Source organism: Streptomyces tauricus (assembly GCF_014650955.1).
Classification (GTDB): domain Bacteria; phylum Actinomycetota; class Actinomycetes; order Streptomycetales; family Streptomycetaceae; genus Streptomyces; species Streptomyces tauricus.
This window is the reverse complement of the sequence record NZ_BMVY01000001.1, coordinates 503,503-515,686: the sequence shown is the minus strand read 5'-3', so window position 1 is coordinate 515,686 and position 12,184 is coordinate 503,503. Positions and strand designations below refer to the sequence as shown.

Annotated in this window: 10 protein-coding genes; 2 read left to right on the top strand and 8 right to left on the bottom strand. The window is 73.1% G+C overall.

Annotated features, from left to right (window positions below; all coding sequences use genetic code 11):
• The first annotated feature begins 13 nt into the window (after positions 1-13).
• Positions 14-424: a DUF4190 domain-containing protein gene (locus tag IE278_RS01975; RefSeq protein ID WP_189768051.1), complete on the top strand. Its 411-nt coding sequence runs from the start codon at positions 14-16 to the stop codon at positions 422-424.
• Between the two features lie 165 nt (positions 425-589).
• Here the strand turns inward: IE278_RS01975 and IE278_RS01970 are convergent, their stop codons facing one another.
• The 3 genes from IE278_RS01970 to IE278_RS01960 form a co-directional block, all read right to left on the bottom strand.
• Positions 590-1,342 (bottom strand): HD domain-containing protein, encoded by a 753-nt coding sequence (locus IE278_RS01970; RefSeq protein WP_373311863.1) that lies wholly within the window; start codon positions 1,340-1,342, stop codon positions 590-592.
• 185 nt (positions 1,343-1,527) lie between these two features.
• Positions 1,528-2,250: an alpha/beta fold hydrolase gene (locus IE278_RS01965; RefSeq protein WP_189768049.1), complete on the bottom strand. Its 723-nt coding sequence runs from the start codon at positions 2,248-2,250 to the stop codon at positions 1,528-1,530.
• A 103-nt stretch (positions 2,251-2,353) separates the two neighbouring features.
• Complete coding sequence (locus IE278_RS01960; protein ID WP_189768047.1) at positions 2,354-3,325, bottom strand: alpha/beta hydrolase; 972 nt, start codon at positions 3,323-3,325, stop codon at positions 2,354-2,356.
• Positions 3,326-3,706: 381 nt separating this feature from the next.
• Between IE278_RS01960 and IE278_RS01955 the strand changes: the two genes are divergently transcribed.
• Positions 3,707-5,323 carry an MFS transporter gene (locus IE278_RS01955; RefSeq protein WP_189768045.1) on the top strand — a complete coding sequence of 539 codons (1,617 nt, stop codon included), beginning with the start codon at positions 3,707-3,709 and terminating at the stop codon, positions 5,321-5,323.
• Between the two features lie 85 nt (positions 5,324-5,408).
• Here the strand turns inward: IE278_RS01955 and IE278_RS01950 are convergent, their stop codons facing one another.
• The 5 genes from IE278_RS01950 to IE278_RS01930 form a co-directional block, all read right to left on the bottom strand.
• Positions 5,409-5,873 carry a DUF5709 domain-containing protein gene (locus IE278_RS01950; protein WP_189768043.1) on the bottom strand — a complete coding sequence of 155 codons (465 nt, stop codon included), beginning with the start codon at positions 5,871-5,873 and terminating at the stop codon, positions 5,409-5,411.
• A gap of 126 nt (positions 5,874-5,999) precedes the next feature.
• On the bottom strand, positions 6,000-6,971 hold the full coding sequence (locus tag IE278_RS01945) for a helix-turn-helix domain-containing protein (RefSeq protein ID WP_246569708.1): 972 nt from the start codon (positions 6,969-6,971) through the stop codon (positions 6,000-6,002).
• The gene (locus tag IE278_RS01940) at positions 6,965-7,993 is read right to left on the bottom strand and encodes an AraC-like ligand-binding domain-containing protein (protein WP_189768039.1); all 1,029 of its coding nucleotides are present in this window, start codon (positions 7,991-7,993) and stop codon (positions 6,965-6,967) included. Before IE278_RS01940 ends, IE278_RS01945 begins: the two co-directional genes overlap by 7 nt.
• 148 nt (positions 7,994-8,141) lie before the next feature.
• Positions 8,142-9,110: an alpha/beta hydrolase gene (locus tag IE278_RS01935; RefSeq protein WP_189768037.1), complete on the bottom strand. Its 969-nt coding sequence runs from the start codon at positions 9,108-9,110 to the stop codon at positions 8,142-8,144.
• A 31-nt stretch (positions 9,111-9,141) separates the two neighbouring features.
• Positions 9,142-12,102: an AAA family ATPase gene (locus tag IE278_RS01930; RefSeq protein WP_189768035.1), complete on the bottom strand. Its 2,961-nt coding sequence runs from the start codon at positions 12,100-12,102 to the stop codon at positions 9,142-9,144.
• Between the last annotated feature and the right edge of the window lie 82 nt (positions 12,103-12,184).

Genomic DNA, 12,184 nt, shown 5'->3' with positions numbered 1-12,184 from the left:
GCGAGGCCCGCGGATGGCTCACTACGGTCAACCTGCCCACTCCTATCCCGGACACCACCAGGATCCCGGGGCGAGGACCAGTAACGGTCTGGCGATCGCGGCACTGGTGCTCGGCATCGCGGCCTGCGTGTTCTTCTGGACGGTGTTCGGGGGCATCGTCCTGGGCCTGGTGGGGCTGGTACTCGGAATCGTTGCCGCCCGGCGCGCCCGCGGCGGACGGGCCCCGCATCGAGGCATGGCCATCGTCGGCGCGGTCCTGAGCGCCCTCGCGGTCATCGCGTCCGCCGTCATCGTCGCGATCGGCGTCTCGTTCCTCACCTCGGACTCGTTCAAGGACTACAACGACTGCGTCCAGCACGCGGACAACCAGTCCGAACGCGATCAGTGTTCCGAAGACTTCGAACGCGACGTCAACAACAACTGACTCCGCGGCCACAGTTCAGCCGGCCGTCGCGTCCGCGCCAGGTCGAAACCGCCCCGCTCTGCCCGGCGACGAGCCGTGCTTGGGCGGGGCGAACAGGCCCTGCCGCGCCGTCAGTTCGGAGACAGGCGGCGCGGCGGGTCGCGTCGATCTGAGTCCGGCTTCCGGTCACCGGGGCCAGGGCGCGTCCATGACGCGTTCGACCATGGACGTACGGCGGAATCCTGGAACGAAGTGTTCCAGGACGTCCGCGTTGACGGTTCCGTACGTGGTGTCCGGGCGGTCCTTGAGGGCGTCGACGAATGCCCGCAGGAACTCCTTCTTGAACTCGCCACGCGGATGAGCGGCGGTGATCTCATCCACCTGGTCGCCTGCCAGTCTGTCCAGACCCCAGCCGACCGCGTCGGTCAGTACGCCGTAGTGGGTGGCAGCCGTCTCGGGGCCCATCCGGTCGGGAAGCCCCGGTGTCGTGTGCAGGGCGATCGCCGTCCAGACCGCCTCGGTGGCACTCCGGGAGAACCCGCGGTCGCGCAGGAACTCCCGTGCGTGGTCGGCGCCGTCCAGTTCGAATCGCTGCTGCGTGTCCGAGAACGGGAGCAGCAGGCCCGTGTCATGGAACATCGCCGAGAGGTAGAGCAACTCGGGATCGGGCTGGAGACCCATCTCACGCGTGTGGCCGTCGGACAGGGCGTGGACCGGCGCGTAGATGCCGCGGGCCGCCGCCTCGTCGGGGTCGATCTCTTCCCACGTCCGCCACGGCGGCCCCCAGGGCCGCGGTTCCACGGCGAACGTCCCCGACTCCATGAGCACCGGGAGTCGCAGCCCGTTCCCGTACGTCTGATGGGCGTGAACCGGCAGAGCGACCTGGGACAGCGGGGTGGTCAGACCGGCACCGCATCCCGCACACACGAAAACGAACAAGTATCCTCCGCTGGGAATCAGCGGCATCGTCGCAGTTCGACGGCGGCCTGCCGACGCGTTTTCGGTGCATCACGGGAGAGGGCGTTGGCTCCGGGGGATCTATCTTTCTCGCCCGGAGCCAACGCCCTCTCACGTGTCACGGAGGGGCCCGGTCAGAGGCCCGTACGAGACCGGTCCAAACCCCGTCAGGCGGAGACGCTCCGGACCGCTTCACGGATGAGATCCGCGACCTTCTTGGGGTGCGCGAGCATGACCAGGTGCGACGAGTCGACCTCCGTCGTGGTCATGCCGGCGCGCTCATAGCCGAAGCGCTCGACGTCGGGGTTGATGGTGTGGTCCGAGGAGGACACCAGGCCCCAGGACGGCTTGGTCTTCCAAGCGGCGACGGGGGCCGCCTCGGCGAAGGCCGCGCCGGCCAGCGGACGCTGGGAGACGGCGAGCACCTTGGCCAGGTCCGGGTCCACGTCGGCGGCGAAGATGGCGGGGAACTTGTCGATCTCGACGGTCACATCGGTGCCGGGCTCGTCCGAACCCTCGACCGGGAACGGCGTGTACACCAGGGCCGAGGCAAGGTCCGAGTCGGGGAAGCGACCCTGCAGCTCGCCGAGGCTCTCGCCCTCCTCCAGGGCGTAACCGGCCAGGAAGACCAGGGCCTTCACATTGTCCTCGACGCCCGCGACGGTGATGACGGCACCGCCGTAGGAGTGCCCCACCAGGACGACGGGGCCGGGTATGGCGCGGACGACCGAGGCGATGTAGGCGGCGTCGCCGGTCAGGCTGCGGTTGGGCACGGCCGGGACGAGCACCTTCAGGCCGTCGGCCAGCAGCTCGGGGACGACCCGGGCGAAGCTGGCCGCGTCGGCGAAGGCACCGTGCACCAGGACGACGGTGGGCGTGGAGTCAGTCATGGGAGTTCCTAGTCCGTTGTGTGAGGTCTGACAGGACCCGGCGCGGGTCGACGCCGAGGTCCCTGTCCGTGTCTCTTGCGGCCCTTAGGTGGCCGCGCCCGGCTCAGCCCGCGTACAGGGCCGTGTGCAGCGTGCGTACGGCCAGGGAGATGGCGGCCTCGGCGGCGTGGGTCTCACGCAGGGCGTTCAGCATCACGAAGTCGTGGATGATGCCCTGGAAGCGGACCGCGGTGACCGGGACACCGGCCTCGCGCAGCTTGTTGGCGTAGGCCTCGCCCTCGTCGCGCAGGACGTCGGCCTCGCCGGTGATGACCAGGGCCGGGGGCAGACCCGTGAGCTGCTCGGTGGTGGCGCGCAGCGGCGAGGCGGTGATCTGGGCGCGCTCGGCCTCGTCGGTCGTGTACTGGTCCCAGAACCACTGCATGCCGTCACGGCGCAGGAAGTAGCCGGTGGCGAACTGGTGGTAGGAGTTGGTGTCGAAGCTCGCGTCGGTCACCGGGTAGAACAGCACCTGCTGGAGCAACGGGACGCCGCCGCGCTCCTTCGCCATCAGGGTGAGGGCGGCGGCCATGTTGCCGCCGACGGAGTCACCGGTCACCGCGATCCGGGTGGCGTCGAGGTCCTTGCTCGCGCCCTGCTCCACGACCCAGCGCGCCACGGTCCAGTTCTGCTCGATGGCGACCGGGTAGCGCGCCTCGGGCGAGAGGTCGTACTCGGGGAAGACGACCGCGGCGTTGACACCGACGGCCAGTTCGCGCACCAGGCGGTCGTGGGTGTGGGCGTTGCCGAAGACCCAGCCGGCGCCGTGGATGTAGATGATCACCGGGAGGGGGCCCGTGGCACCGGCGGGCTTCACGATGCGTGCGCGGACCGTGCCCGTGGGGCCGCCCGAGACCGTGATCCACTCCTCGTCGACCGCCGGCTTGGCGATCTCACCGGACTGCACCTCGTCGACGGCTTTGCGGCCGTCCGCGGGGGCCAGGTCGAAGAGGTAGGGCGGATTGGCCGTGGCCTCGGCGAAGGCCTGGGCGGCGGGTTCGAGCACCGGCTCGACGGGCGTGAAGGCTTCGGACATGTGCATCTCCTGGGACTGAGCGGGGCACCCCGGTCGGTCCGGCGCCCTTGAGGCCCACCGTAGGAGTCCGGCGCGCCGGACAGTTGTCCCCGAGCGCACTGGCACCGGCCCCGCAGCGCACGTACGCCCGCGGTGCGCTGCGGTCGTCCCAGCAGCCCACGTACGGCCTCGGTACGCGCGTACGGCCGTGGCGCATCGCGGAGTCAGCGCATCACGGGATCGGTGCGCTGCCGAGTCGATGCGCTGCCGAGTCGGTGCGCTGCGGGCCGGTGCGCTGCGGGGCCGATGTCAGTGCGCGCACGGGACACACCGCGGCCGGGGCCGGACCTACCGTGACGGCTCGGCGGGCGACGGCCCCGCCCGGACCCACTCGGGAGCATCATGAAGAGCGCCACCACCGACTCCCCCTGGGCGCCGCTCGCGGCACGTGTCTTCCGGGCGCTGTGGATCGCCCAACTGGTCTCCAACATCGGCACCTGGATGCAGACGGTCGGCGCCCAGTGGCTCCTCGTCGGGGACAGTGCCGCGCTGATGACGCTGGTGCAGACGGCCGCCAGCCTGCCCGTCGTCCTGCTGGCGCTGCCCTCCGGGGTGATCGCCGACCGGTTCGACCGGCGTGTGGTGCTGGTGACCGCCCAGTTCGCGATGCTGGCGGTGTCCGGGGCGCTGGCCGTACTCGCGTTCCTGGACGCCCTGACGCCGACGGTCCTGCTGCTCCTGACGTTCCTGCTGGGCTGCGGCACCGCGCTGATGGGCCCGGCCTGGCAGGCGATCCAGCCCGAACTGGTGGAGCGGAAGCGGCTCGGTCAGGCGGCGGCGCTCGGCGCGGTGAACATGAACCTGGCCCGTGCCGTCGGCCCTGCGCTCGGCGGGGCGGTGGTCGCCGCGGCGGGCGCCGGCTGGGTCTTCGCCTTCAACGCCGCGTCCTATCTGGGCATCGCGGCCGTCCTGCTGCTGTGGCGGCGCCCCGCCGCGGCGAGCGCGCCGCCCGCCACGAACGAAGGGCTGCTGGCCGCCCTGCACGCGGGCCGCCGCTACGTCTGGAACGCGCCCGGCGTCCGCCGGGTCCTGCTGCGCACGCTGCTGTTCATCCCCGGCGGCGCCGCCCTGTGGGCCCTGCTGCCGCTGACCGCGAGCCGCTCCCTCGGCCTCGGCTCAGGCGGTTACGGACTGCTCCTCGCGGCGGTGGGCGTCGGTGCGGTGGGCGGAGCCTTCCTGCTGCCCCGCGCCCATCGCGTGCTGGGCGCCAACGGCACCCTCACGGCCGGCGCCCTGATGTTCGCCGGAGTGCTCGCGGTGCTGGCCACGGTCCACACCCCGTGGGTGGTGGCGCTCGCCCTGCTGCCCGCGGGCCTCGCCTGGATCGCCGTCCTGTCGACGCTCAACGCGGCCGTGCAGACCCGGCTCCCCGGCTGGGTCAGGGCCCGCGGCCTCTCCGTCTACCTCCTGGTCTTCCAGGGCGGACAGGCACTGGCCGCACCCCTGTGGGGCACGGTGGCCGACTGGCTCGGGCTGAGCGCCTGTCTGCTGATCGCCGGCGCCGTGATGCTGCTGAGCGCGGCCACCGTACGGCGGTGGCCGCTGCGGGACGCCGAAGGCATCAACCCCACGCCGTCCGACCACTGGCCGGCCCCTCCCCTGGTGTTCGCGCCGGAGGAGTCCGACGGCCCGGTGGGCCCGGTCCTGGTCTCCGTCGTGTACCGGGTCCCGGCGGAGCACTGGGGCGAGTTCACGGAGCGGATGCACCGGGTGGCCCGTTCCCGGCGCCGTACCGGAGCCCTGTCCTGGGGTCTCTACCAGGACGGCCACGCCCCGGAGCGCTTCGTCGAGAACTACCTGGTCTCCTCCTGGGCCGAGCACCTGGACCAGCACCACGTCCGGCTGACGGCCACCGACCGCCGCTTCGAGGAGGAGGCCCGGGCGTTGCTCACCCCGGGCAGCACGCCCGAGGTGACACACGCCTTCGACACCTCGGGCGGACCGCCGATACGGCCCTGATGCCCGAGGGGCCCTGACGCCCGAGGGGCCTAATGCCTGAGGGCCCCTGATCCACGAAAGGCCCTGATCCCCGAAGGCGGGAAGGTCAGAAGCCGTCGGCCTCGGGGATCACGTGCATCGCGGCCTCCTCCGCCGAGGCCCCGGCGCCGTCCAGGCCGCGGTCGGAGGCGAACAGGTCGGACTCGGTGACCTCGTGCGTCCCCTCGTCCGGCGCGAGGAGCCGGCCGGCGCGGGTGTCGCCGACCTCCTCGTCGAGGAGTTCGCCGTCCGTGTCGGGGCTGTCGCCGAGGTCGTCGCCCTCCGGCACACCGATGTCCGGTACTTCTTCAGCCAGACGCTCGTCCAGGGTCTCCCCGCGCAACGCCTCCGCCGCCGTCACGCCCGTGTGCTCCACGCCCCAGGGCCGCTCCGGCGGCGAGTAGCCCTCGTCCAGGGCCTCCTCGCCGGCCCGGTAGTCCAGGGTGTCCGAGGCGTCCAGCAGACCCGCGTCGTCCTGCACCTCCGAACCGTCCGGCTGGTAGACGTCGTCACCCATCGCCTCGTCACTCATGTGCGCTCCATCGTTGTGCGGCCCGTCGGTCCGGGCCGTCGGTTCGGACAGTCCGTTCAGACAGTCCGTTCGGACAGTCGGTTCGATCCGGCCGTCGACCGGAAAGCGTAAAGCTCGTACGCGGGGTCAGTGCGCCCGGGCCGTGCCCGCCGCCCTGCGCCACTGCGCCGGTGACATCCCGTACATGTCGCGGAACGCCCGGCTGAAGTGGGAAGGGCTGGTGAACCCCCAATGCGCGGCCACCGCGGCCACGGAACGGTGGGCCGTCGCGGGGTGGACGAGTTCCTCGTGGGCCGCTTCCAGTCGCCGGGTGCGTACCCAGGCGCCCACGGTGGTGTCGTGGCGCTGGAAGAGCTGGTGGAGATAGCGCAGCGAGATGCCGTGCCGGTCGGCGATGGTCTGGGGGCCGAGACCAGGTTCGCCCAGCCGGGCGCGTACGGACTCCGTGATCCGTTCCCACAGGTCCGCCGGTTCGGGCGGTCGGCCGGACTGTTCGAGGGCCACGGTCGCCAGGATGTCCACAACGGTACGGGCGAGTTGCTCACGCCGGGCGGGGCCGGCCCGGGCGACCTCGTCGACGAGTCCGTCGAGCAGCGGCAGCAGCAGGCCGGCCGCGCCCTCCGCCCTCTCGTCCACCACTGTGGCCGTGAGGGCGGGCAGTTGCCGTTCCTCCAGGCGCAGCAGGGCCCGGGGCACCATGAGGATCCGCGCCCGCTGCCGCTCGGGGAGCACGATCCGAAAGGGCCGCCGGGCGTCGAGGAAGGCCAGGTCGCCGGGGTGGAGTTCGGCGGTGCGGCCGTCCTGGAGCAGTCGGGCGGTGCCTTCCAGCTGGCGGCGGACCAGGAGGTGGGTCCGTGGGTCGGCGGCCACCGAGCGGGCCCCGCGCAGCACGGTTCCGGGGCCGAACTCCTGGGTGGCGATCTGGAGCACGCCGAGTCGCTCGGCGGTCAGTTCGCCGTTCCACGGACGGTCCTGCTCCACGGTGACCTCGACGTCCACGAAGGTCCGCGAGAGGGCGCGCTGCCAGGAGGGGAGCCGGTCGCCGGGCACCAGGTCCCGGGTGGAGCAGGACGCCCAGGGGGCGTGGCCGGTCAGCACGACGCCGCTCCCGCCCATACCCGGTCCCGCCAGTCCGTCGGTGACAGTCCGAAGGAGTTGCGGAAGGCCTTGGCGAGTCCGGCCGGGCCGGTGAACCCCCAGCGCCGGGCGACCTGGCCCAGGGTGACGGAGCCGGGCGGCCGGGCGGCGAGCTCCTTGCGGCACTCCTCCAGTCGCTGCTCGCGGATCCACCGGCACACGGTGCTGTCCTCGGCCTCGAACAGCCGGTGCAGACAGCGCACCGAGATGCCGTGCGCCTCGGCGATGACGGCCGGGGTCAGTCCGGGGTCCGACAGGTGCCAGCGGATGTACGTACGGATGCGCAGCAGCAGGACGCCGTCCGCGCCCGGCAGTTCGGCGGGATCCGCCCCCAACTGGTCCGCCGCGGTCGCCGCCATCAGGTCGATGACGCTCTCGGCCAGCCGGTCGGCCGTCGGCGCCGCGTACGACGCGGAGGTGTCCGCCAGCCGGTCCAGCGTCGGCGCGAGCAGGGCGGGGAGCCCACCGGTCGGGCGTATCGAGCGGCCGGTGAGCTGCCGCAGGCCGGCGTCGGGGAGTTGCAGCAGCGCGCGCGGGACCGCGAAGATCTTCATCCGGAAGCGCTCCGGGTAGACGGTCCGGAAGGGGCGGACGGTCTCGAAGAACCCGATGTCGCCGGTGCGCAGTTCGGTGGTGCGGCCGTCCTGTTCGACCTGGGCCCGGCCGGCGCCCTGAACGGCCACGAAGACCTGGCGTCCGTCGCCGTGTGCGATGGCACGCGGCGTCCGGTGGACCTGGCCGGGGTCGCACTCCACCGTGGTGATCTGCAGGTTTCCCAGACGGTCCGTCCGCATGGCGGCGTCGTAGGTGCGGCCCTCGGTGGTGATGTCCATCCCCACCAGGGTGTCGAGCACGACGTCGTGCCAGTAGTCCAGGCTCTCGCTCGGCGCGACCGAGCGGGTGGTCAGCACGGTGCCGCGCCCACTCGCCGGTACGGCCGGGCGCAGGCGTCTCTCCTCGTGGGAGTCGATCGCGGTTGGCATACCGCCAGCATGTCGCGGCGGTGCCGGTCGACGCATCAGTCGGCCGACTGCTCTGCGACCGGCTGCTCTGCGGCCGTCGCGCGGTGCGCACTGTTCTCGCTGTTCTCGCTGTTCTCGCTGTTCTCGCTGTTCGCACTGTTCTCGCTGTTCAGCTGCTCGAACGGGCACGCAGGAAGGCACATCCGGTCCGGATCGCCGCCCGGGTGGGCTCGCTGTCGGCCAGGGCGTGCAGCGCCACGAAGTCGTGGATCGTCCCGAGGAACCGCAGGGACTCCGCCTCGACCCCGGCCTCGGACAGCCGGCGCGCGTACTGCTCTCCCTCGTCGCGGGCGACGTCGGCCTCGGCGGTGACGACCAGGGCGGGTGGCAGCCCCGCCAGCTCCTCCGGGCGCGCCCGCAGTGGTGCCGCGGTGGGTTCGGCCCGCCGGGCGGGGTCGGCGACGTACCGCGCCCAGTAGGCGCGCAGCGCCTGGCGTGTGAGGAGGTAGCCGGTGGCGAACTGCCGTTGTGAGGCGCTGTCGCAGTCGCCGTCGGTGAGCGGGTAGTAGAGAAGTTGCGCAACGATCCGCGGACCGTTCCGGTTCTTCGCCAGCATGGTCACGGCAGCGGCGAGCGTGGCCCCGGCGCAGTCACCCGCCACCGCCAGCCGGTCGGGATCCAGCGCGAGTTCGTCGGCCTGCGAGACCGCCCAGGTCAACAGGGAGTAGCACTCCTCCAGGGCCACCGGGTAGCGGACCTCGGGGGCGCGGCTGTACTCCGGGACGACGGCGCACATCCCCGTACCGGTGACGAGTTCGCTGATGAGACGGGCGTGGGTCTGTGCGTCGCCGAGCGCCCACCGGCCGCCGTGCAGATACAGGAGGGCAGGCAGCGGGCCGGACACCCCGGCCGGGCGGACGGTCCAGAAGCCGAGCAGTCCGGACGGGCCGACCGGTGCCACGCGGAAGACCGCGTCCACGTCGAAGTCCTCGAACCGGGCGGGCTGGGCCTCCCGCAGGGCCCGCCGTGCCGTGTCCGGGCCGAGGTCGTCGAGGGAGGGCGGGGCGGCGGAGGCGGTGATCAGGCGCTGCACCATGTGGTCCAGGACCACGGCCCTACCCGGTTCTCCGGGTCTCATGGGCTCTCCTCCGACCGTTCTGGCGCCGCTCTCACCGATCCTGTACCAGGTCACGGAGCTGGTGCCGGCTGCTGACGCCGAGCTTGGGATACACGTTGTACAGATGCGAGCCTACGGTGCGCGGTGAGAGGAACAGCCGCTCACCGATCTCCCGGTTCGACAGACCGCTCGCGGCGAACTGGACGATCTGCCGCTGCTGTGCCGTCAGTTCCTCCAGCGGTCCCGGGCTCTTGGGGTCGGGCGCGGCGCCGCTGGCGCGCAGCTCGATCCGCGCGGCTGCCGCGAGGGCGCCGGCGCCGAGGCGTTCGGCGGTCTCCAGGACCGTGGTCAGCTGGCGGCGCGCCTCCAGGGTCCGGCGCCGACGGCGCAGCCGGATGGCGTAGTCGAAGCGGACCTGGCCGCGCTCCCACGGCCACCGGCCGGCCGCGTGGTTGACGAGGGCGAGCTGGAAGTGCTCATCGGCCTCGTCGTCCGGGCCGACCATGGCGGCGGCGTGGTGAAGGAGCAGCGTCATCCTGGTGCTCGGCCGCTCCCCCTGTTCCGCGCGGACCCGCTCCAGGATCGGCAGTACCTCGGCGGACCGGCCGGTGCGCTGGGCGGCAACCGCGAGTTCGGCGATGCTCCGCGCGGACAGGTGGGGGTGCAGCGGCGTTCCGTCGGCGGTGAACAGTTCACGCAGCTGCCGCCAGGAGCCCTCCACGTCCCCGAGTGCGAGGGCGGCGAGTCCGCGGGCGCGCAGCAGTCGGGCGTGGGTGGCCCGGTTCTCGTCCAGGCAGACGGCACGCCAGACGGCGGGGGTGAGCCGGGGCGCCTCCGTGAGAGTTCCGCGCAGCGCCTGGACGGTGAGTGCCTGTGCCTCCAGATCGGCCTGGAGGCGGGGCAGGCGCAGCACCTCGGCCTCGGCCAGGGCGTCCTGGATGACGGTTTCGGCCTCCGGGAACCGCCCGATGGCCAGGAGGGTGTCGACGAGCGGGAGGACCGACCAGCCGCGCAGCCCGAAGGCCCGGGCGGACCGCAACCGGTCGTCGGCCGTACGCGACTGCCCCAGGTCCACGTCCGCCTCGTCCGCGTGCCGGGCCACCACGGCGAGGACCACGCGGGCGGCCGGGGCGTCCGGGGTGGCGGGTGAGGTGTCCGGGGCGTCAGGCGGGGTGCGCGGGCCGGTGGGCTGGGCGGCGTCCGAGCCGCCGGGCGAGGCGTACGAGCCGCCGGGCGAGGCGTACGAGCCGCCGGGCGAGGCGTACGAGCCGCCGGGCGAGGCGTACGAGCCGGTGGGCGAGGCGTACGAGCCGGTGGGAAGAGCGGTGTGCGGCGCGCCCTCCGGTCGGCCGAGGCCGGAGTGGGAGCCGGTGGCGGACTCCGGCCGGGCCACCGCGGTGACCAGCGCCTCCAGTGCCCGCCGCGTGTGCGGGGTGTCCAGGCGGACCAGCGGCCCGGCCGCGGCGGGGTGCCACCGCCCGGACCCGTGGGCCCGCCGGGCGCGGTCGAGCAGGGTGGACAGCGCCGCCGTGTGCTCCGGCAGCCCGGACTGGTCGGCGATGGCCGCCGCCAGCCCCGCGAGTGCGAGCGCGTGGGTGCGGTCGATCACCGGAAAGTGTTCCGCAGCGTCGGCCAGTACCTCGAAGGCCTCGCGCTGGGCGGACTCCTGGGAGAGGACGGAGGCCAGGGCACCTGCCGCGGCACAGACGTGTTCCGGGTCGGCGGACTCCTGGAGGAGCCGTCCGTGCAGCTCCCGTACCCAGCCGGGATCGCCCACCATGTGCGCCGCCGTCAGCGCCTCGGCCAGCCGCCGCGCCCGTACCGGCTGTTGGGGGCTGAGCCGCGCCGCCTGCTCCAGGGCGGTGGTGGCCGCCACGGCGTCCCCGCGCCGCCAGGCGGAGTCCCCCAGGAGCGCGGCGACGAACGCGTTGGGTCCCACGGTGGTGGCGGCCAGGTGACGGGCCCTGGCCTCAGGCAGTACGGCGATCTTGGCGAGGTCACGGTGTGCCTGCTGCCGCTCTTTGGCCGGACGCCTCAGATACGCGGCCGACCTCGCCAGCGGATGCCGGAAGTCGAGCCGGTCCTCGACCAGGGCGACCAGAGCGGCGGCCTCCGCCGGCGCCCACACCGCCAGGTCTCCGGTGCCCAGGGCGGCCATGACGGCGCCGGCGGTCTCACCGGGCCCGGCGGCCGCCGCGTACAGCAGGGCCCGGCGTGTCCGTGCGGGGAGCGCGTCGAGTCGTACGCCGAAGACGTGCTCCGTGAGCGGGTGCCGCGTCGCTCCGGTGGGCCCCGGCACACCGCGGCTCAGTTCCACGAGGGCCAGCGGATTGCCCTCGGCCTCGGCCAGGATCTCCAGCCGGCGGCGGCCCGTGGGCGCTGTCGGCTGCCGGTCGAGGAGCGCGGCGGCCGGGGCGTCGCCCAGCGGGCCCAGTCGCAGGGTCTCGGAGCCGGGCGGCGAGCCGGGCAGGTCCGCCTCGTGGCGTGCGGCGAGCAGCACCGTCAGCGGGCGGCCGGGCAGCAGCCGGGCCGCGGTGAGCAGCGCCTCCAGGAAGGCGCGGTCGCACTGGTCGGCGTCGTCCACGCACACCAGCACCGGGCGGGCCGCGGCGAGCCGGTCCAGCAGCGCCGTGACCGCCGCGTGCAGCTCCGCCCTGTCCCCGTCGTCCGCTCCCGGTAGCACCGTCAGGGCGCGTTGCTGCGCGGCGGGCAGGGCGGTGAGCTCGCCCCGCACCTGCGGTGTCAGCAACTGGCGCAGACAGACGTGCGCGTGCCCCGGGTCCTCGGCCCAGCCCTGTGCGGACAGCACCAGTACGCCGTCGGCGGCGGCCCTTTTCCGGACGTGCCGGAGCACGGTCGTCCGCCCGGTTCCCTCTCCGCCGAGGAGCAGCAGGGTCTGAGGGGTGCCGGGCTCGCGTGCCACGCACCGCAGGATCCGCTCGATCTCGTCGTCCCGGCCCAGGACGGTGGCCTCGTGGCCGGTCATGGGCTGCTGGGGCGGGTGGAGCGTCATGCACGTACTCCTGGGGCGGTGCGTTTTCCCTGACCAGGGGATTGTCGCCGAGACCGGGGCGGTACCGCTTCTGTCACATGAC